Here is a 21,692-nt window from a genome sequence, read left to right on the forward strand (position 1 = left end):
TCACCAATACTTATAATTAATTTAATATTTTCCAGATCTAAAGATTGAAATAACCAGTAATAAACCTAAAACACCTGCAAATGAATAACCAATAAAGCCAAGCAGTGGAATATTAAAAATGCGCGGCTCCATATTTGTCTGAATTAGTAATGTTGATCCAATTATTAAAGAAGCAATTATTAAACTCATAGATAAACGGTTTGAAATAATATCGAGCCTTGAAATCAAATTTTCCAAATTAGTATGTCTAAAATTGATTGTGAAATCATCTTCAACTAGTTTACTTAAAAATGATTTAAGCTGATTATTTAGTTCATGTTTTTTTCGGCCAAATTTCCAAATCTCCGTTCCAACTCGAGAAATTATTTTCTCTAGTTGAATTCTATCATCTAAAATATCATTAATGAAATCTTTCCCAACTTCTACAACATTAAAGTCTGGATCTAAATCTTGACCTACTCCTTCACTAACGGCTATAGCCCTAAAAAGCAGAAAGAAATCCTGAGGCATTCTAATTTGATGTTCATAAATAAAATATTGTAAATCTTCAAATACAGCTTTTATTTCAATATTTGAAAGATCACTGCCATAATATCTATCCAGAATCTTTTCCATATCAAGTTGAAATCTTCTTCGATTAAAATTATCAGGTTTTTCACCTAAAATTAAAATTACATCCATCAAAATATTTATTTTTTTGTTTATTAACGCATAAAAAAGTAATGCCATTAAATCTCTATCTTCTTCAGTAATTCGCCCAACCATACCAAAATCAACATAAGCTATTGTTTTTTCACCTGTGATAAAAATATTTCCAGGATGCGGATCAGCATGAAAAAACCCGTTAATTAAAACCTGTCTCATTAAAGCTTTGGCTCCAAGTTCTGCAATAAACTTGTTATGAGGATGACTTTGATCAACATCCCTTAATTTAGTCCCCCTAATTTCTTCCATAATTAAAACATTAACTGTTGAAAGCTCAGAAAACACTTCCGGAGCTGTTATATAAGGATTATCAGCAAAATCACTGCGAAATCGAATAATATTTGCCATTTCTCCTTTGAAATTTAGCTCATCTTTAATAGTTCTTTTGAACTCGTTAATAATTTCTACCGGTCTAATAATCGAATTAAATAAATTCCGTTCAGCCGCTTGTTTAGCAAGGTTTTCCATTATCTCAACATCAACACTAATTTTTTTATCAATTCCAGGCCGCTTTACTTTCATAATCGCAGATTTATTATTTTTGAGTATAATTTTATGAGTCTGCCCGATTGAGGCAGCTGCTTCGGCTTCTTTTTCAATTTTTATTATTTCTTCTTCGTATTTAGAACCTAACTCATTTTTTAAGAATTCTTCTATAACTTCAAATTCTTCTGGTGGAACCTTATCCTGTAGTTTTCTCATTTCTGTAATGAAAGTCGGAGGAAATACATCTGCTCTTGTGCTCAGCAGCTGTCCCAATTTTATATAAGCAGGACCTAGCTCCTGCAGGACTTCTCTGATTTTAACAGCAAGCATTTTACCTGTAGGTCTTTCAGCAGTATTTATTCGCTTTCTAAATGGTAAATATTTATTCAATTCTAGCTGAGAAATTATAAAACCAAGCCCATTTTTAACAAGAATTTGTGCGATTTCACTATAACGTTGAAAATGCCGGTAGTGTTTGGGTAAGTTCATATCCATATTATCACAGCCTTTTTTAAAGTTAGAAACCCCTCCAAGCTTAAGGAGGGGTTATAGTCTTGAGTATTTTCTAGTTATTATTTGCTGATTCTTTCCTGCCAGGTGACCAATAAAGGACTGGCTACAAAGATTGAAGAATAAGTTCCAGCAAACATTCCAATAAAGAGAGCTAACATAAATGTCTGAATTGAAGCTCCTCCAAAGAAATAAATGGCTAAAATCGTAATTAAAGTAGTTATTGAAGTATTAATGGATCTTGGTAAAGTATCAACAACTGCAGTATTAGCCTGTTTTATAAACGGAACTTTATGCATTAACTTCATATTTTCACGAATTCTATCAAAAATAACAATAGTATCATTAATAGAATAACCAACTATAGTTAATAATGCTGCTACAAAAGGTGTATTAACCTCTCGACCTAAAATAGCAAAAATACCTAGGGTTATTAAAACATCATGCATTAAAGTAATTATAGAAACAACTGCAAATCTGAATTCAAAACGAAAACTGATATAAGCAACTATAGCGATAGAAGCTGCAATCATTGCCAGTAGAGCATTAATTCTTAATTCTCTACCAATAGTTGGACCAACCATTTCCGTTCTTAACATTTCTGCAGATTGAAACTCCTCCCTAATTGCATTATCTACAGTAACAATTTCTTCAGATTCTAAAGTCTTAGCTCTGATGATTACACCATGTTCTCCAGCAGATTCAGACTGCTGAATTTTACTGTCCTCTGCTATTTCTATTCTTTCCAAAACAGCTCTTACTTCTTCTGACGTAACATTCTCAGCAAAACTAAATTCCATTAATGTTCCACCATTAAAGTCAATACCTAAATTTAAACCATTTATCATTAAAAATAATAAACCAATTACAATTACTGTAGTAGAAATTGTATACCATAATTTTCTTTTTCCTAAAATATCCACTTTATTACCCCTTTCTGACCCCGAAAGATTTATTTTCACGTAATAATTTACTACCTGCAAAAATATCAATTACATTCCTTGTTACAAAGAAGGCAGTAAACATACTGACAATAATACCTATACCAAGTGTTACAGCAAAACCTCTTACTGTACCACTAGTAAAATAGGCCAGAATAAGAGCAGTCATAATAGTAGTTACATTAGCATCAATGATAGTTGTATATGCTCTCTTAAAACCAGAATCAATTGCTGCTCTGAGTGTTTTTCCTGATTTCAATTCGTCTTTTATTCGTTCGAAAATAATAATATTAGCATCAACTGCCATACCGATGGAAAGTATCAAACCAGCAATACCTGGTAAAGTTAGGGTAGCCTGTAGACCAGCCATTGTTCCCATTAAAATTAAACCATAGATTGCTAGAATTACAGCAGCTAAAACACCTGGGAATCTGTAATAAAAAACCATATAAATAGCAACTAAAAGTAGACCAATTAGTCCAGCTTTAATACTTTTTTGAATAGAAATTGAACCTAAAGTTGGTCCTACTGTTCTAGTTTCAATTACTTCTACAGGTACCGGTAATGCCCCTTCTCTAATTAAAATAGCATCTTCTTCTGCAGCCTGTATTGATTCATAACCTGTAATTTGTCCTCTTTCCTCAATTACAGCTTGAACTGTTGGATTAGTCAATCTTTCATCATCTAAATAAATACCAATCTTTTCCCCAATATATTGTCTGGTTATATTTGCAAATTGTTTAGAACCTTCATCAGTTAAAGTAAAAGCAATAACAGGTCTTCCATACTGATCGTGATCTGCTCTCGCATCTTTAACCGCTTCTCCAGTCATCAATACTTCTCCAGCAGAATTTCTAAAGGTCAGCATTGCAGTACGTCCAATAGTATTAATAGCCTCGTTTGGACTATCAACAGCTGGCAGTTCTACAATAATCCTATCACTTCCCTGCCGCTGAATTAAGGGCTCAGTTAAACCCAACTGGTTAACTCGACGTTCAATTACACTTTGAATCCCTGACATAACCGTGTCGTTTATTTCTCTTTCTTCTGTTGGTTGAGCCTGTAAAACTATGTGGGCTCCTCCCTGTAAATCAAGTCCCAAATTAATCCCATGCTGAAAGTATAAAAAAGCAGCAAAGGCCATTATTGCTAAAATAATAATTAACTTAATTCTTCTTTTTTGTTTATACCTCATTAAATAAATGTCCTCCTAACAATAAACAATTAATTTTCAAATGACAAATTATATTCTTGGTGATCTATCACCCTCATCTCAGTTAGCGGCCAGTAAACCCAGAAAGCCTTACCTGAAATATCATCATATTCTACAAATCCAACAATACTGCTAAACCTACTGTCAGCACTGTGATTTCGATTATCACCTAATACAAAAACCCTTTCTTCTGGTACCTCATAAGGACCAAAGTCTCCAATCATTCTTTCCGGTAAATAATTTTCTTCTAAAGCCTCACCATTTACATAGGTAGAACCATCTTTAATATAAACAGTATCACCCGGTTTTCCAATAACTCTTTTAATATATTTCTGATCTGGTGAGCCCTTAGGTGCAAAAACTATAATATCTCCTCTTTCCGGTGGATGAAATCTATAAATAAACTTATTAACAAATAATCTCTCACCATCCTGAAGAGTATTAGCCATTGACCTTCCATCTACCACAAATGACTGGGCAACAAATGTAATAATAAAGAAGGCCAGTATACCGGCTATCACTAAAGATTGCAAAAACTCTTTGACTGCACTTTTCACATTATTTCCCCCAGTTCCTAGCTAATCAGTTATTATTTATCATTCTCATTTTTTTCTGTAATCTCTTCTTTTTTACTGCTGTTTTTTTCTTCTACTCTTGAAATAGCATTTTTTATAAAATCAATATCAACATTAGAAGAAACTCTGATTCTAATATTATTATCATTGATTTTAATAATCTTTCCTTTAATGCCGCCAATAGTAACTATCTTATCACCAATAGCCAAATTATCTAACATATTCTGATGTTCTTTTTTCTGTTTCTGCTGAGGTCTAATTAAAAAGAACCAAAAAATACCGAAAATTAAGACCCATGGTAAAATTGCATATAAATATTCCATTTACTATCCTCTCCTAATTAATTTTTTTCTCTCATAACTATTTCAACAATAAATATGATATTCCTGCTAAAAGGGAAATATTATTTTAAAAAGAATTCAAATAATATCTATTTTAGTTCATATTTACTATAAAACTTTTCTCTAAAGTTGATGAAATTATCATTGCTGATTGCTTCTCTTATTTCTTCTGATAATTTTAACATAAAATACAAATTATGATAAGTAGTCAGTCTTACTCCCAAAATTTCATTTCTTTTAAGTAAATGCCTCACATAACCACGGCTGTAGTTTTGACAAACATGACAGTCACATTCTGAATCTAAAGGACTAAAATCTTCTTTGTAGGTTGCGTTTCTAATTGTTTTTCTGCCTACATGAGTAAATATTTGCCCATGTCTGGCAATTCTAGTCGGCATTACACAATCAAACATATCTATTCCATGATAAATCCCCTCAATTAAATCTTCGGGAGTTCCAACTCCCATTAAATAACGGGGCTTGTCTTTAGGCATTAGAGGAGTCGTGTGCTCTAACATTTTATACATTTTTTCTTTTGGCTCTCCCACACTTAAACCACCAATTGAATAACCTGGAAAATCAAGCTTGGTTGTTTCTTCAACACTCTGCTGTCTCAATTCTGGATAAACACCACCCTGGATTATACCAAATAAAGCCTGGCCTTCTGCACTTTCCATTTCTTTTTTGCATCTTTCTGCCCAGCGTAAAGTTCTATTTAAAGAGTTTTCTACATACTCTTTCTCAGCTGGATAAGGTGGACATTCATCAAATGCCATCACAATATCAGAACCTAAATTCTGCTGGATCTGCATTGATTTTTCAGGAGAAATAAAGTGTTTTGAGCCATCTAGATGTGATTGAAAATAAACACCTTCTTCTTCAATTTCTCGTAAATTTGCCAGTGAAAAAACTTGAAAACCTCCACTATCAGTTAAAATTGGGCGATCCCAATTCATAAATCGATGCAGACCTCCAGCCTTAGCAATTAATTCATCACCAGGTCGTAAATAAAGATGATAAGTATTACCAAGTATAATTTGGGAGCCAATTTCTTTTAATTCTCTAGAAGACATGGCTTTAACTGTAGCCTGTGTTCCTACCGGCATGAAAATCGGTGTTTCGATTTTACCGTGGTCAGTTGTAATTTCACCCAATCTTGCCTCTGATTTCTTATTTTCTTTACGTAATTCAAAATCAAACAAACTAATCTTCCTTCCTATTTAAGATCAACATTGCATCTCCAAGGCTGAAAAATCTGTATTTGTCTTCTACAGCCTTTTTATAAGCTGACAAAATAAAGTCTTTACCAGCTAAAGCTGAAACAAGCATTAATAACGTGGATTTAGGTAAATGAAAATTAGTAATTAACGAATCAATTACTTTAAACTCATAACCTGGATAAATAAAAATATCGGTCCAACCTTTATATTCACTTAACCCACCATCTTGAGCAGCAGATTCTAAAGTTCGAGTAACTGTAGTACCAACTGCAATTACTTTACTGCCTCTAGCTTTAACTTCTTTAATTTTAGCAGCCGTTTCTGCAGAGATTTCTGCATATTCCTCATGCATTTCATGATCTTCTATTTCTTCACTTTTTACAGGTCGAAAAGTCCCCAGACCTACATGAAGTGTTATATAATCCAAAATAATACCATAGTCCTGGAGCTCATTTAAAAGATTTTCTGTAAAATGAAGACCTGCTGTTGGAGCAGCAGCAGAACCTTTCTTTTTGCTGTAAATAGTTTGATAACGCTCAGGATCATCTAATTTTTCATTGATATATGGAGGAAGGGGCATTTCTCCTAGCTGATTCAAAATCTCTTCAAAATCATAATTGTTTTCATCCCAGCTGAATTCAACAATTCTACCACCAAAATCAGTATATTCCACAACCTCAGCTTTCAAAATATCATTGAAGTTTATCTTAACACCTTTTTTAGCTCTACGTCCAGGCCTCACTAAAACTTCCCAACGCCCTTCTGTTAATTCATTTAATAATAATACTTCAATTTCTGTACCAGTTGGGATTTTAGCTCCATATAATCTGGCTGGAATTACCCGACTGTTGTTCATAATAATCATGTCACCGGGATCTAGAAATTTTTTTAAATTCTTAAAAACATTTTCTTCTATTTTATTTTGCTTAGGATTTAAAACCATCAATCTCGATTCATCTCTTTTTGGAAGTGGCTTTTGAGCTATTAATTCTTCCGGAAGATGATAATCAAATTCTTCTACTTTCATTTAAAAATAACCTCCAAAACCATTAACTTTTCCTAATAATTATTCTAAATTTTGCTCAATATTTAGATGCTGGTAAGCTTTTGTAGTTGCAGTACGTCCTCTTGGAGTTCTTTCTAAAAAACCAAGCTGCAGCAGATATGGTTCATAGACATCTTCTATCGTTTCCGTTTCTTCACTAATGGCAGCAGCTAAAGTATTTAATCCTACAGGACCACCTCTAAATTTAAGCATTATAGTTTCTAATAATTTGTGATCAATTCTATCCAGCCCCAGCTCATCAATTTCGAGTAGTTTTAACGCAGAATCAACAACTTCCCTATTAATTATACCATCTGCTTTAACTTCTGCAAAGTCTCTAACTCTTTTTAAGAGTCGATTAGCGATTCTAGGAGTACCACGGGAGCGGCGGGCAATTTCTAAAGCTCCATGAGCTACTATATCAACATCTAAAATCTCAGCAGATCTAGTAATAATTTCCTGCAGTTCTTCCTGATTATAAAATTCCAATCTATTTATAACACCAAATCTATCTCTAAGTGGTGAGCTAAGTCTGCCGGCTTTAGTTGTGGCTCCAACTAAGGTGAAAGGAGCAAGATCAAGCCTGACTGAACGCGCACTAGGTCCTTTTCCAATAATTATATCCAAACAGTAGTCTTCCATTGCTGGATATAAAACTTCCTCTACCATTTTATTTAATCGATGGATTTCATCTATAAATAAAACATCACTCGGCTGCAGATTAGTTAATATCGAGGCTAAGTCGCCAGGCCTTTCGATTGCCGGGCCAGAAGTTTGATGAATATTAACATTTAACTCATTTGCTATGATATTTGCAAGAGTAGTCTTACCCAGCCCAGGTGGTCCATAGAGCATAACATGGTCAAGAGCCTCTTCTCTATCTCGAGCTGCCTGAATAAAAATCTTTAGTTTTTCCTTTGTTTTGTTTTGGCCAATATATTCTCCTAAACTTAAAGGCCTTAAACCTTTGTCAACAGAATTATCATCTTTTTTCTTTTTAGGAGAAACAACGCGTCTTTCATTTTCCATTATTATCTCTCCTTACCAAGTTGACTTAAAACTAATCTTATTTTTTCAGAAACATTAATATCATCTTCATATTTAACCTCTCTTAAAGCTTTGTTTATTTCAGAAATTTTATAACCTAAAGCAGTAAGAGCATCTATCACATCCTGTCGGTCCTCATCAGCTGCAGCTCCAGCAGTAGAGTCATTAGAACTATTTTGAAGATACGCAAATTCTTCTAATTTGCTCTGCAGTTCCAGAATTAATCTTTGTGCAGTTTTTGGGCCAATACCTGATATTTCTTTTAGTACTACCTCATTTTTTTGCATAATTGCACTAACAAATCTGGGAGCGGGCATTGTATTTAATATATTTAACCCAGCACTTGGACCAATACCATTGACAGTTATTAAAATTTCAAATAATTCTTTACCCATTTTTTCAGGAAAAGCAAATAGTTTTAAAGCATCTTCTCTAACATAAGTATATGTATAGACTTCTATCTTGTCTCCAACTAAAGGTTGATTTTTAAAACCGGCAAGCTCTAATTCATAACCAACCCCGTTAATCTCTAAAATTATTTTATTAAATTCAGAATCTATGACTTCTCCCTCTAAATAGCCAATCATAATCTTTCCTCCCATCCAGAATGAGCACTGTAAACATGACCATGACAGATTGAAATTGCCAGTGCATCAGCTGCATCATCTGGTTTTGGAATCTCAGATAGATTTAACAATGATTTTACCATCAGCTGCACCTGCTTTTTATCAGCCCTACCATAACCCACAACTGCCTGTTTTATCTGCAGAGGAGTATATTCTGCCACCTTTATACCAGCCTGAGAACCGGCTAATAAAATTACTCCTCTAGCCTGTCCTACAGCAATTGCAGTCTTTACATTTTTATTAAAAAATAATTCTTCAACTGCCATTTGCTCTGGCTTAAATTCTTTGATCAATGCTTCAATATTTCTATGAATTATTTCTAACCGTTCTATATCTTCTTTATCCGCCGAAGTTTTGATAACTCCATACTCTAAAACTTCAAAATGATTTGTTTTTTTATCTACTAGAGCATAACCAATTGTAGCAAGACCTGGGTCAATACCTAAAATTCGCAAATTCCACACCCCATTCAAACTAATGTTTGAAATAATTATATCATATAAATTGGAATTGTAAAAACAAAAAAATAAAGACACTGTTATCCAGTGCCCTTATTAAAATCTAAATTTATTTTATAACAAAATTGTTAAAATTAAATTAAAATATTAATTAATCTTCTTCTGCTTCAATTTCGTCTCTAATATCTTCTGGTATATTAAAATTAGAATAAACATCTTGAATGTCATCATGATCTTCTAACTGGTCCATTAATCTCAACATCTTTTTTGCATCACTTTTATCCAGAGTAACTTCATTATCTGGAACCATAGCTAAATCAGCAGATTCAAATTCATAACCAGCTTCTTCTAAAGCTTCACGAGCTGATTCATAATTGGAAGGATCAGTATAAACTACTGCTTCCTCTGCACCATATTCTAAATCTTCTGCCCCAGCTTCTAAAGCTTCTAATAAAAGATCTTCTTCACCAACTTCAAATTCATTTAAATCAATTACCAATTCCCCTTTTCGCTGAAACATCCAGGCTACACAGCCATTAGAACCCAGATTACCACCATTTTTATCGAGAATATGGCGCACCTCTGAAGCAGTCCTATTTCTATTATCAGTCATAATATCTAAATATAATGCAACCCCACCCGGACCATATCCTTCATAAACAAAGGATTCGTAACTTATACCTTCTAAATTACCAGTTCCGCGTTTAATTGCTCTTTCAATATTATCATTAGGCATATTATTATCTTTAGCCTTTTGAATAGCCATTCTGAGATCTGAATTCATCTCAGGATCACCGCCACCTTCTCTAGCAGCAACTGCAATTTTACGACTTAATTTTGAAAACAGCTTACCTCGTCTTTTGTCTTCCTTTTGTTTTTTATGCTTTATATTAGCCCACTTAGAATGTCCGGCCATATAATAACCCTCCTTAAATCAAATTACAATCTTAAAAATCAGTTTGCAGTTTATTGTACCATAATTATTCCTTTTTTTCAATATTAGCCTGGGTATCAATAATCTCAATTAAATTTTCAAGTAGGGTATAGATCATCTCTAACTCTTGTTGACTGCGATCTAAAAGCAAATCAGTTATATTTGAAATCTGAATAGTGACACCAGAACTCAGATTGTAATTTATTAACAGCTTATCTACGCCTATCTCTAAAGCTTCAGCAATTTTGTTTAAAGCTTTAAGAGACGGTTCTTTTTCTCCTCTTTCCACTTGTCCTATGTAAGTATAATGCAGACCCGCTTTTTCTCCAAGACCTTCTTGAGTTAAATCCTGGACTATTCGATATTTTTTAATTTTTTTGCCTAAATCCTCTGTTTGCATTTACTTCACCTCTAACTATATCTTAGAGTTTAAACAGGGATTTTTAAAGAGAATATAGGTATTATAAGCGATAATATAAGTATTATTGTTATATTTAAGTATTTTTTTTAGCGTTATTAGCAATTAATAATAACTATAGTCTATTAAGAGTTTTAGCAGCTTTAAATATTAAAAACCACAGCCAATAGCTATGGTTTGAAATTCTTACTGCTGAGATCTTAAGTCATTTATTAGGGAAATTATTTTATCTCTGCCGCCATTATTCCAACTATTTAAAAAGTTATTAATTTTTTTCTGATCATAATTGTTCAAATCTTTTTTTAAAATATTAAGATCTAAATCATCTAATTCTTTCATAACATCGATTGCTTTTTTTAACGGGTACTGTACCTTATAATATATCTGATCAACCATCATTAGCCTCCTCAAGCATTTCTAGCAGATTTTCAAGCACGGGTATCGTTTCCCTTTCTATGTACCTTATATAGCCTTCGAGTGTTATTATCCTATTGTCTAATACTTTACTACTAATTTCAGGAGAGTAGTTAGTTAATTGCTCTGATTTGTTTACTGCCTCATCAATATAGTCTATTGCATTTATTACTGCTTTCTCCATCTCAACACCCCTTTGTTTGATTTTTATAAAAATTAAAAATATAATAAAAAAATAAGTTAACCTATAAGCCGAGTTCTGTATTAAATGATCATCTATCTAGGAGAACAGTTACCTGAACTCTCAAGCGTCCTTACCCGGAGAAAAGCGGATCACTCTTACATCTCCCTATTTGGACTTACTCCAGATGGGGTTTACCTGGCATTCCAGTTACCTGAAACCCGGTAAGCTCTTACCTTACCTTTTCACCCTTACCTTAATTAAATAAGGCGGTATATTTCTGTGGCACTAGCCTGGGAGTTACCTCCACCGGGCGTTACCCGGCATCCTATCCTGTGGAGCTCGGACTTTCCTCATCATTAATGATGCGATCATCTGGTTAACTTATTTTTTTACCATATAAAGTATACCACCAGTTTTATAATATGTCAAGCATTTCACTCAAGTTAAAAACACTAGAATAATAGTGACTACTGATAATCCCAAGGTCTGGTCTTAAGCTCTGATTTATAGAAGTTAATCGTTTTTAATAATTTAGTAGAAGCTTCATTTTTTAACCTCTCAACTAATAACTCTCTTACAAACTTTTCGCTCCCATAATGACCAAAATCAACCAAATTAATTCCCAATTCTTCTGCTATCTGTGCTTCGTGATATTTAACATCTCCTGTCAAATACAAGTCAGCTCCCTGATAATAGGCATCTTTAATAAAATCTGCCCCACTACCACTGCAGAGAGCAATTCTTTTAAGTTTGTTTTTGGATTTTACTACTTTTATAACATCTAAATCATATACCTCTTTTACCTCATTTAAAAATGGCTGTAATTCAATTTCAGCTTTCAAATCAGCTATTCTACCAATTCCTTTTTCAGTTTTTAAATTTTCCAGCTCATATAAGTCCCAGGCAGGCTCCTCATAAGGATGAACTTTTAAAAGTTCTTTAACTACCTGATCTAATTTATTATCTGCAACAATTACTTCAAAACGGTACTCATTTACCTCATTTAAAACACCCTTTTTTCCCAAATGAGGTTCAGCCTTTTCTAAGGGTTTGAAATTGCCAGTTCCTTCCTGATAAAAGCCGCTGTGGCTGTAATTTTTATACTCTCCAGCCCTTTTTGCATAAACAGCATCTCTCACTTTTCGTAAATCATTTTCAGGAATAAATGTTACCAGTTTATGATAATTTTTGCTTTTAGTAGTTTTCAATAAAGAAATATTTTCAACATCTAATTTGTTAATTAAATAATCATTTAATCCACCTTCAGCAACATCTAAGTTAGTATGTGCAGAAAATAAGATAATGTCATTTTTTATTAGATCAAAAATTAATTTTCCAGTTTCATTTTGAGTATTAATTGATTTTATACCATTGAAAATAAAAGGGTGGTGAGTAATAATCAATTGACAATTTTTTTCTAATGCCTCATTTAAAACTGCTTGATTAAAATCAAGTGCTATCAAAACATTTTTTACTTCCTGGTTAATATCTCCAACTTGTAAGCCAACATTATCCCAGTCTTCTGCCAGCTCTCTTGGAGCAATTCTTCCCATTAACTGTATAATTTCTGCTGCTTTAACCATAATAATAAAGCCCCCTTATTTTATAAGTATTTATTTTTCATGAACATTTATTGATTATAAATAAAAAACCCTGCTCTGATTAAGAACAGGGTGTTAATATTCTGGTGGGCCCACCAGGATTCGAACCTGGGACCAACCGGTTATGAGCCGGTTGCTCTGACCAACTGAGCTATGGGCCCTCTACAAATTTAATTAATTTGTGACGACAAAAATAATTATATGATATAAATCGGATTAGGTCAAGAACTATTTGTATTTTTTTGCAGCTTATAATATCAATAATTTAGAAATAACTCTTCATTTCTAAAAAATGCAAAGTTTTTCTTTATTATTCTAGATAATCCTTTAATTTTTTACTGCGGCTTGGATGTCTTAACTTGCGCAGTGCTTTAGCCTCAATCTGTCTGATTCTTTCTCTGGTCACTCCAAATTCTTTTCCTACTTCTTCTAAAGTTCTTGGCCGTCCATCTTCTATTCCAAATCGAAGTTCCAGTACTCTCTTTTCCCTGTCAGTAAGAGTGTCCAAAACTCCATCTAGCTGTTCTTTAAGCAGAATATAAGAAGCTGCAGAAGCAGGTGCAGGAGAATCTACATCTTCAATAAAATCACCAAGGTGACTGTCTTCTTCCTCTCCAATTGGTGTTTCTAAAGAAACAGGTTCCTGAGCAATTTTCATAATTTCTCTTACCTTTTCAGCAGAAATATCCATTTCCTCACCAATCTCTTCAGCTTTTGGTTCTCTACCTTTTTCTTGCAGTAGTTGCCTGGAAACTCTGATCAGTTTATTAATAGTCTCCACCATATGAACAGGCACTCGTATTGTTCTAGCTTGATCAGCGATAGAACGAGTTATAGCCTGTCTAATCCACCAGGTAGCATAGGTGCTAAACTTGTATCCTTTAGTATAATCAAACTTTTCTACTGCCTTCATTAGTCCCATATTACCTTCTTGAATTAAATCAAGAAAAAGCATTCCGCGACCAACATACTTTTTAGCAATACTCACTACAAGTCTTAAATTTGCTTCTACTAACTGCTGTTTAGCCCACTCATCACCCTGTTCTATTCGTTTAGCAAGCTCAACTTCTTCGGCTGCAGTTAATAGATCAACTTTACCAATTTCTTTTAAATACATTCTTACTGGATCATCTATACCTACACCTTTAGGAACACTGAGATCAAGACCACTATCATCATCTTCATCTTCACTATTATCTTCTAATTTAGAGTTTACTACTTCTATATTCATTTCACTAAAAATATCATATATTTTTTCTATATCTTCAGAATCTAAATCAATGTCTTCAAGGGCATCCATAATTTCTTCATAAGTTAGTTCGCCCTCTTTTTTTCCCCGACTTACAAGACCCTTAACTTCATCTATTTTAGCAGGACTCATTTCTTTTTCAGCCACTTTAGTCCCTCCTTTCAATATTATAATTCAGACTATAAAACGTTAATAAAATTCGATTCAATTTATCTAAACTTAATTCTTTTTTGCTGAGTAATCTACATAATTTTTCTTTGTTTTTAGCAACCCTTTTTGAACTTAAATAATCAGCAAGTTCTAAAATTCTATCTCTATTTAAAGAATTATCCTGTTTAACCAAAATTTCTGACCAGTAAGATAAAAGTTCTTCTTCCAAGCCCTCTTTAACTTTTTCAAAACGAATAGAGTTACTTATCACTGGACCAGTAAATAAATGTTCTGCCAATTGAGCAGTTCTGCCATTAAAATCATTTTTAGATATTCTATTAGCTAATTCTTCTCTCAAAGATGGATTACTGATAAAATGAGCAAGTATTTCTTCTTCAACTTTTTGATAATATGATAATTGTGAGTATAAGTCAAATTTTTTTTCTTTTTGTCTATTTTTATTTTCCCTATTACTTTTATTATTCCTGTTTTTCTTAAATTCTTTTTCAACTTCTTGAGCAAGAACATTTTCTTTGAAATTTGTTTTAAGAGCAGCTCTTTCGATATATATTTCCCTTTCCAAATCATCTTCAACTTCACTTAAAAGTTCAATAATTGATCTTAAAATTTTTTTTCTGCTTCCTGGTTCTGAAAGATTCTTATCCTTCACAATCATATTTATTTTAAAATCTATTAAACTAACTGCCTTTTCAAGATAATCATTAAAAACATTTGGACCTTCCTGTTTTAAAAGCTGATCTGGATCACTACCTTCTTCAAGTTCAATAACCTTAACGTTAATTCCAAGCTCATTTAAAATATCTAAACCTCTAAGAGTAGCTTTATTGCCTGCTGTATCAGCATCATAGGCGATATAGGCATTTTCTGCATACCTCTTAATTAATTTTGCCTGTTCTTCTGTAAAAGCCGTACCTAAAGAAGCTATAGAATTTTCAAATCCATTTTTGTGTGCCTGGATTACATCAGTATAACCTTCCATAATAATACAGCTGTTTGCTTTTCTGATTGAATCTTTTGCCAAATGTAAACCATATAAATTTTTCTTTTTACTGAAAATTTTAGTTTCAGGAGAATTTAAATATTTAGGTCCATAATTATCTTCGCTTTCTAATATTCTCCCACCAAATGCTATTACTTCGCCTCTATTATTGAATATAGGAAACATAACTCTATTCCTAAATTTATCATAATAGGAATTGTTTTTTCCTTCACTGATTAAACCAGCCTTTTTTATTAAATGCAGACTGAAGTTTTTTTTCTTTAAAAAATTCAATAAAAGCTGCCATTCGTCAGCTGCATAACCAAGGTTAAATTTATTAATATCCTTTTTAGTAAATCCTCTATCATTCAAATATTTGAGTGCTTTCTCACCCATATTTGTCTCAGTCAAAAGATAATTATAAAAACGAGCAGCCAGTTTATTTAAAGAAAAAAGTTCCTCTCGCTCTTTATAAACCTGGCGCTGCTGATTAGTCATATCTGGCAATTCCATACCAGATCTTTCAGCAAGCATTTTAACCGATTCTATAAAGGTTAAGTTTTCTATTTCCATCACAAAATTAATGGGATCTCCCCCCGCTCCACAGCCAAAACAGTGATAAAAGTTATTATCTGGATTAACAAAAAATGAAGGAGTTTTTTCACTGTGAAAAGGGCATAAACCTTTATATCTATTTCCTGTTTTTTTCAACTCCAAGTAATCTGAAATCAAATCAACAATATCAACATTCTCTTTTAATTCATCTATAAACTCATCTGAATATCTGGTCAATTTATCCACCCTGACCTTAATCTTATTTCAAAATATTATTTTAGCAATAAATAATAATTAAAGCAAATACTGTTGTAATTATATTTCTCTAAAAACAAGTTTTATCCTGCATTTATTTAATAAAGTAAAATTATAAGTTCATGTTAATTATTTTTTAGTTGTTATCGAACCAGGGAGTTGGTATAAAAAATTTCCGACCTAGATTAATTGCATAGCGGTCAGTCATCCCTGCAATATAATCAATTACAGCCTGTTTATGATTTTTTTCAAATTCCAAGTATTCATCTGGAATATTATCTATATTCTCCATAAAAAATTCATATAAAAGTTTCAACAGCCTTTTAGCCTTACCTTCCTCACTTTTACCTTCTGAACCAATGTAAACATTCTCAAAGAGAAAATCTCTTAATTTTTCTGTTGCATATTCAACCTCAGCTGAACGCTTTATCTCTGACGGCTCCCAGCTTGTATTAATTAAATCTCTAACCATTACATCTATTCTTTGGGAATGAGTTTCACCAAGAATATCAATTGAATCAGCTGGTAAATCAGACTGCTTAATAATACCAGCTCTTAGTGCATCATCAATATCATGATTAATGTATGCCACTCGATCTGCTATTCTAACAATTTGACCTTCTAAAGTAATTGGTTCATCAGGACCTGTATGATTTAAAATACCATCTCTAACTTCTAAGCTTAAATTTAGGCCTCTGCTGCCGCTGCTCCGTTTTTCAATAAGATCTACAACTCTTAAGCTCTGAATATTGTGATTAAACTCTTCCCCGGTAATTTCAGTTAAAGCTGCCTCACCGGCATGACCAAAGGGTGTATGTCCAAGATCATGCCCTAAGGCAATAGCTTCAACTAAATCTTCATTCAATTTTAGAGCCCGGGCAATAGTTCGTGCAATTTGTGATACTTCCAGAGTATGAGTTAGTCTAGTTCGATAATGATCTCCCTCAGGTGCTATAAAGACCTGTGTTTTATGCTTTAACCTCCTGAAAGCTTTAGAGTGAATAATTCTATCTCTATCATGCTGAAAAATAGTTCGGATATCACAATTATCTTCTTTTTTTAATCGTCCCTTACTTTCAGAACTTAAACAAGCAGCAGGTGAAAGTTTCTCTTTCTCCCATTCCAACTGCTCTACTCTGGAAAACATAATATCAGCTCCTAATCTTCAAAATACGAAAGTACTTCTACAGCAGTTTCCTCAATGTTTTTATCTGTTACATCTATAACCGGACAACCAATTTCTTTCATGATTGAATCAGCATATTTAAATTCTTCGTCAATTCTCTCTTTAGCTGCATAAGTTGCATCATCTCCAAGTCCCATTTTTTTTAATCTTTCAATACGGATATCATTTAATAATTTAGGATCAATTGTTAAACCAACCACTTTATTATCTTTGTTTTCTAAAACAGCTGGGTGAACATCAACCTCTGGTACCAGGGGTACATTTGCAGTTTTATAGCCAAGATAAGATAAATGAACAGAAAGAGGAGTTTTAGAAGTTCTGGAAACTCCAACTAAAACTATATCAGCTTCTTCATATCCTTTTGACTCATTTAAATCATCAAATTGAAGTGTAAATTCCATAGCTTCAATTCTTTTAAAGTATGCATCATCTAACTGGTATTTAAGTGCAAATTCTTCTTTTGGGGCAGTATCTAATCTTTCAGAAACAATTCCTAAAGGTTTTTCCATCATATCAACATATTTCAAACCATAGCTTTCAGCCAATTGATTTAAATGCTTTCTCATGTTACTTTTAACAAAAGTATAGGCAATAATTGCATTTTCTTCTTTAGCCTGTTTTAATACCTCAGTAATTTTTTCAATTGATCGTACAAAAGCGAATGTTTTCATTTCCACTTCACAATTTGGGAACTGTCCAGCAGTAGACTCCATTAAATTTTTAGCTGTCTTACCAGTGCAATCTGAAATAATATAAGCAACTATCTGATCCTTACTCACAATACTCACCCCGTTTAATTATTTTAGTCTAAGGCTATTTCTTCAATATCCATAACCTCTACCATTAATCCAGCTATCCAGCTCAATAAAGCCAAGCGGTTATTTTTTAATTTTTGATCATCAACCATAACCATTACACTGTCTAAGAAAGCATCAACAAATTCTTTTAATTCTACTAAAAGATAAAATCCCTGCTGATACTGATCTGAGGCGAAAAACTCTTTGATTTTACCTGCTCGTTGATTAACAGCCTCATATAATTCTTTTTCTTCATCTTCTACTAATAATCCTGCCTCAACTTCTAATTTATTTTCTGCCTTGTCACTGATGTTTTTAGCCCGAACCAGACCTCTTATCAAATCAACAAATAAATCTGAATTATCTGATCTAAACTCCATTAATTTGTGTGCTCTTTGATAAACATCAAGCAGATTTTGGTCATTAACATTAATAACTGCATTAATTATATCGTAACGAACACTTTCTTCTGCAAGTAAATTTTCAAGACGCTGTTTGATAAATTCTTTTAATTCAAAAACTGCTGTATCTAAATTTTTCAAATTAATTTCTACAATTTCCATTGTAGATTTAATAACCTGCTCAATATTAATCTTTAATTTATTATCTAAAACAATTCTCAGCAGACCGGTTGCCTGTCTTCTAAGAGCAAATGGATCCTGTGAACCACTAGGAATATTTCCGAGTAAAAAATGACTGCTTAGATTAAATAGTTTTTCTGCCAAAGCTAAAGCAGTTCCACTCTTAGTCTCTGGTAATTTATCACCTGCAAAACGTGGTAAATAATGTTCAAAAATTGCTTGAGCAGTTTCTTCAGCTTCACCCTCTAAAAGAGCATATTCTTTACCCATTAAGCCCTGAAGGTTTGCAAATTCATTTACCATTTCTGTAGCTAAATCATTTTTGCATAGTTCTGCCGCTCTAACAGCCATTTTTTTTCTAGCTGAATCAAAGTCTAAAATCTCAGCAATTTCAGCAGTTATTTTTTGTAATTTTTGCACCTTTTGATAAACACTACCTATATCTTTTTGAAAAACTATATCTTTAATATCCTCAGTTCTATTTAAAAATCCATATTTTTGATCTTCAGCAAAGAAAAATTGAGCATCATCTAGTCTTCCTTTTAAAACCATTTCATTTCCAGAAATAACTTCATCAAGATAATCAGTCCCGCCATCACGGACACCAATAAATTCAGCTTCTAAGGTGTTATCAGAGCTCATAACTGGAAAATAACGCTGATGTTTTTCCATAGCAGTTATTAAAACTTCGGCTGGCAGCTCCAAATATTCTTCTGAGAAGCTTCCTTTAAAAGCTGTGGGAAATTCAATTAAATCAATTACTTCTGCTAGCAAAGAATCTTTTATAACAGCTTCACCAGCTAGATCTAATTTAGAAATCTGATCTTTAATTAATTTTTTTCTTTTTTCCTGTTTCACAATTATCGCAGCTTCTTCTAAAGAATCTAAATAAGCCTCAGCAGCATTAACTTTTATTTTGCCATCACTTAAAAACCGATGACCAATACTGTAATTAGAACTTTCTACTCCTGCTATTTCTAAATCGAGTTCTTCTTCACCAAATAAAAGCAGCAGCCATTTTATAGGTCTAATAAACTCCATCTTTACACTACCCCAACGCATAGCTTTTGGTAAAGGAACCTGGTCCACAATTTTCTTTAAAACATCAGCTAAAATATCTGATGTCGGCTTACCTTTTTCAATTTTTTCAGCATATAAATATCCATCTTTTTTCACCAGATCTGACACATCTACTCCCTGACCACGAGCAAAACCTTCTCCAGCTTTAGTTGGCTGTCCATCATCATCAAAAGCTATGTTAACAGCTGGGCCTCTTACAATTTCTTTGTTATCGTCCTGCTTTTCAGCTAAAGAATCAACAGCCAGAACCAATCTTCTGGGAGTAGAGTAAACATTCATCATTTGATACTCTAAATTATTATTGTCAAAAACTGCCTCTGCTGTTTTTAAATAATCTTTTCTGAATCTCTGCATTGAAGCAGCAGGCATTTCTTCAGTTCCAATTTCAAAAATTAAATTTTTTGCCATCATTATCACTCCTGATCTCCTGAGTTTAAATAGCTGGCTGCACATTCATGAGCCAGTTTCCTAACTCTCTTGATAAATCGTGTTCTTTCAGTTACACTAATTGCTCCTCTTGCATCTAAAAGATTAAATGTATGTGAACATTTTAAAGTATAATCATAGGCAGCCAGTGATAATCCTGCCGCCAGTGAATTTTCAGCTTCTGCTTCATAAATATCAAACATCTGGAATAAGCGGTCAATATCTGCTACTTCAAAATTATATTTTGACTGTTCAACTTCATTTTGATGATAAATATCTCGATACTTAACCCCTTCAACCCAGCATAGATCATATACATTTTCTACTTCTTGTAAATACATTGCTATTCTTTCTAATCCATAAGTGATTTCTACTGTCACCGGATCAGCCTTAAAACCACCTACCTGCTGAAAGTATGTAAACTGAGTAATTTCCATACCATCAAGCCAAACTTCCCAACCTAAACCCCAGGCACCAAGGGTTGGTGATTCCCAGTTATCTTCAACAAAACGAATATCATGTTTTTCGGGTTTAATACCTAATGCTCTTAAACTGTCTAAATAGATTTCCTGAATATCATCTGGTGATGGTTTCATAATTACCTGATATTGGAAATATCGCTGTAAACGATATGGATTATCTCCATAACGACCATCTGTAGGACGGCGGCAGGGCTGTACATAAGCTGTATTCCAAGCTTCTCCTCCTAATGAACGCAAGAATGTAGAAGGACTCATTGTTCCTGCTCCCACCTCAATATCATATGGCTGTTCAATTACACATCCCTGATCACTCCAAAATTTATCCAACGAAAATATAATTTTCTGGAAATTCATAAATACACTTCCTCTCGTACTCTTTTTAAATGCTTTTACTAAAATAAAACCTTATCCCAGGGACAAGGCTAAAACTTATTAATTATTCATTTTCCTTATTGTATAAAGAAAAGATAAAGATTTAGGTTTTAAGTCAAGATGATATATTAAAAATTTCTCTGTAACTTCATTAATTTTTTCCAGTATCTGCACTCCAAATTGATCGGCTTTTAACTGAGAAATCTCAGCAAAGGTTATTTTATATAAAGCCCTCATCTCATTTAATGAAAATAAAGTGAATTTGTATGAATTATTCTTAAAACAATTCTTACAAATTGAACCACCCTCTTCTACACTGAGAGGAGTTGAGTTATTTAGATTTACCTTGTCTCCGCAAACAGTACAGTTTTCAATTTCTGGCTTTACTCCTAAGAGAAGTAACAGCTTTGCTTTAAAAACAGTTAAATAAAATAATAGTTCTTCTTTTTGAGCCTGGGCCATCTTTTCTAAAATAACAGCTAAAAGCGAAAAAAGAGCCTGATCAGCTTCTTCTTCCAGCCCGGCCCGTTCTATATATTCAGAAACAACACTGGCATAAGCCATATAGTCTAAGTCTTCTCTTAGTTTAGAATTCATTGCAATAGACTCAATATGATTTATTTTGGCCAGTGATTTTCCCTGATATAAAATAAAATTGTGGTAACTAAAAGGCAGTACAAGTCCGGAACGAGATTTATTCCCTTTCCGGGCCCCTTTAGCTACCGCCTTTAGCTTACCCTTTTCTCTGGTATATAAAGTAATAAGACGATCTGACTCACCTAAATCAAATTGTTTTAAGACTAATGCTTCTGTCTCAAAAGTTGCCACTTAATTCAACTCC

22 protein-coding genes, 1 tRNA gene and 1 other RNA gene are annotated in these 21,692 nt (G+C 33.1%); all 24 read right to left on the reverse strand.

Features of this window, described 5'->3' with window-relative positions; translation table 11 throughout:
• Positions 1-21 precede the first annotated feature (21 nt).
• Positions 22-1,686, reverse strand: coding sequence for an AarF/UbiB family protein (locus C7954_RS07630; protein ID WP_134059318.1), 1,665 nt, complete (start codon positions 1,684-1,686; stop codon positions 22-24).
• A gap of 77 nt (positions 1,687-1,763) precedes the next feature.
• Entirely contained in the window at positions 1,764-2,624 is an 861-nt protein-coding gene (gene secF, locus C7954_RS07635) for a protein translocase subunit SecF (protein WP_089655252.1), read from the reverse strand.
• A 4-nt stretch (positions 2,625-2,628) separates the two neighbouring features.
• Positions 2,629-3,837 carry a protein translocase subunit SecD gene (secD, locus tag C7954_RS07640; protein WP_073159220.1) on the reverse strand — a complete coding sequence of 403 codons (1,209 nt, stop codon included), beginning with the start codon at positions 3,835-3,837 and terminating at the stop codon, positions 2,629-2,631.
• Positions 3,838-3,866: 29 nt separating this feature from the next.
• On the reverse strand, positions 3,867-4,412 hold the full coding sequence (lepB, locus tag C7954_RS07645; protein WP_073159218.1) for a signal peptidase I: 546 nt from the start codon (positions 4,410-4,412) through the stop codon (positions 3,867-3,869).
• A gap of 32 nt (positions 4,413-4,444) precedes the next feature.
• Positions 4,445-4,753: a preprotein translocase subunit YajC gene (gene yajC / locus C7954_RS07650; protein ID WP_073159216.1), complete on the reverse strand. Its 309-nt coding sequence runs from the start codon at positions 4,751-4,753 to the stop codon at positions 4,445-4,447.
• A gap of 107 nt (positions 4,754-4,860) precedes the next feature.
• Positions 4,861-5,973, reverse strand: a complete 1,113-nt coding sequence (gene tgt / locus C7954_RS07655; RefSeq protein WP_081374575.1) for a tRNA guanosine(34) transglycosylase Tgt — start codon at positions 5,971-5,973, stop codon at positions 4,861-4,863.
• A 1-nt stretch (position 5,974) separates the two neighbouring features.
• Entirely contained in the window at positions 5,975-7,018 is a 1,044-nt protein-coding gene (gene queA, locus C7954_RS07660) for a tRNA preQ1(34) S-adenosylmethionine ribosyltransferase-isomerase QueA (RefSeq protein WP_073159211.1), read from the reverse strand.
• Between the two features lie 39 nt (positions 7,019-7,057).
• Entirely contained in the window at positions 7,058-8,065 is a 1,008-nt protein-coding gene (gene ruvB / locus C7954_RS07665; RefSeq protein WP_073159209.1) for a Holliday junction branch migration DNA helicase RuvB, read from the reverse strand.
• Between the two features lie 2 nt (positions 8,066-8,067).
• On the reverse strand, positions 8,068-8,670 hold the full coding sequence (gene ruvA / locus C7954_RS07670) for a Holliday junction branch migration protein RuvA (RefSeq protein WP_073159207.1): 603 nt from the start codon (positions 8,668-8,670) through the stop codon (positions 8,068-8,070).
• Complete coding sequence (gene ruvC, locus C7954_RS07675) at positions 8,667-9,164, reverse strand: crossover junction endodeoxyribonuclease RuvC (RefSeq protein WP_073159205.1); 498 nt, start codon at positions 9,162-9,164, stop codon at positions 8,667-8,669. Before ruvC ends, ruvA begins: the two co-directional genes overlap by 4 nt.
• Positions 9,165-9,318: 154 nt before the next feature.
• Positions 9,319-10,083: a YebC/PmpR family DNA-binding transcriptional regulator gene (locus tag C7954_RS07680; protein ID WP_073159203.1), complete on the reverse strand. Its 765-nt coding sequence runs from the start codon at positions 10,081-10,083 to the stop codon at positions 9,319-9,321.
• Positions 10,084-10,147: 64 nt separating this feature from the next.
• Complete coding sequence (locus C7954_RS07685) at positions 10,148-10,501, reverse strand: helix-turn-helix domain-containing protein (protein ID WP_089655248.1); 354 nt, start codon at positions 10,499-10,501, stop codon at positions 10,148-10,150.
• Positions 10,502-10,705: 204 nt separating this feature from the next.
• The gene (locus C7954_RS07690) at positions 10,706-10,915 is read right to left on the reverse strand and encodes a hypothetical protein (protein ID WP_073159200.1); all 210 of its coding nucleotides are present in this window, start codon (positions 10,913-10,915) and stop codon (positions 10,706-10,708) included.
• Positions 10,908-11,117, reverse strand: coding sequence for a hypothetical protein (locus tag C7954_RS07695; RefSeq protein ID WP_073159198.1), 210 nt, complete (start codon positions 11,115-11,117; stop codon positions 10,908-10,910). The genes C7954_RS07690 and C7954_RS07695 overlap by 8 nt, the downstream gene beginning before the upstream one ends.
• A gap of 48 nt (positions 11,118-11,165) precedes the next feature.
• Positions 11,166-11,501: RNase P RNA component class A (gene rnpB, locus C7954_RS07700), an RNA gene on the reverse strand.
• 83 nt (positions 11,502-11,584) lie between these two features.
• Entirely contained in the window at positions 11,585-12,700 is a 1,116-nt protein-coding gene (locus C7954_RS07705) for a Nif3-like dinuclear metal center hexameric protein (protein ID WP_134059321.1), read from the reverse strand.
• Between the two features lie 102 nt (positions 12,701-12,802).
• Positions 12,803-12,879: transfer RNA gene (locus C7954_RS07710), tRNA-Ile, on the reverse strand.
• Between the two features lie 149 nt (positions 12,880-13,028).
• The gene (gene rpoD, locus C7954_RS07715; protein WP_200769805.1) at positions 13,029-14,099 is read right to left on the reverse strand and encodes an RNA polymerase sigma factor RpoD; all 1,071 of its coding nucleotides are present in this window, start codon (positions 14,097-14,099) and stop codon (positions 13,029-13,031) included.
• A 16-nt stretch (positions 14,100-14,115) separates the two neighbouring features.
• Positions 14,116-15,918: a DNA primase gene (gene dnaG, locus C7954_RS07720; RefSeq protein WP_420841479.1), complete on the reverse strand. Its 1,803-nt coding sequence runs from the start codon at positions 15,916-15,918 to the stop codon at positions 14,116-14,118.
• Positions 15,919-16,063: 145 nt separating this feature from the next.
• On the reverse strand, positions 16,064-17,074 hold the full coding sequence (locus C7954_RS07725) for a deoxyguanosinetriphosphate triphosphohydrolase (RefSeq protein WP_089655242.1): 1,011 nt from the start codon (positions 17,072-17,074) through the stop codon (positions 16,064-16,066).
• Positions 17,075-17,085: 11 nt separating this feature from the next.
• On the reverse strand, positions 17,086-17,892 hold the full coding sequence (locus C7954_RS07730; RefSeq protein WP_134059327.1) for a pyruvate, water dikinase regulatory protein: 807 nt from the start codon (positions 17,890-17,892) through the stop codon (positions 17,086-17,088).
• 23 nt (positions 17,893-17,915) lie between these two features.
• A complete protein-coding gene (gene glyS / locus C7954_RS07735; protein WP_089722819.1) occupies positions 17,916-19,979 on the reverse strand; it encodes a glycine--tRNA ligase subunit beta in 2,064 nt (687 codons plus the stop codon).
• 5 nt (positions 19,980-19,984) lie between these two features.
• Complete coding sequence (locus tag C7954_RS07740) at positions 19,985-20,833, reverse strand: glycine--tRNA ligase subunit alpha (RefSeq protein WP_073159184.1); 849 nt, start codon at positions 20,831-20,833, stop codon at positions 19,985-19,987.
• A gap of 78 nt (positions 20,834-20,911) precedes the next feature.
• On the reverse strand, positions 20,912-21,679 hold the full coding sequence (recO, locus tag C7954_RS07745) for a DNA repair protein RecO (RefSeq protein WP_073159182.1): 768 nt from the start codon (positions 21,677-21,679) through the stop codon (positions 20,912-20,914).
• Positions 21,680-21,692: the final 13 nt, after the last annotated feature.

This window comes from Halanaerobium congolense, from assembly GCF_004366375.1.
In the GTDB taxonomy this organism is placed as follows: domain Bacteria; phylum Bacillota; class Halanaerobiia; order Halanaerobiales; family Halanaerobiaceae; genus Halanaerobium; species Halanaerobium congolense.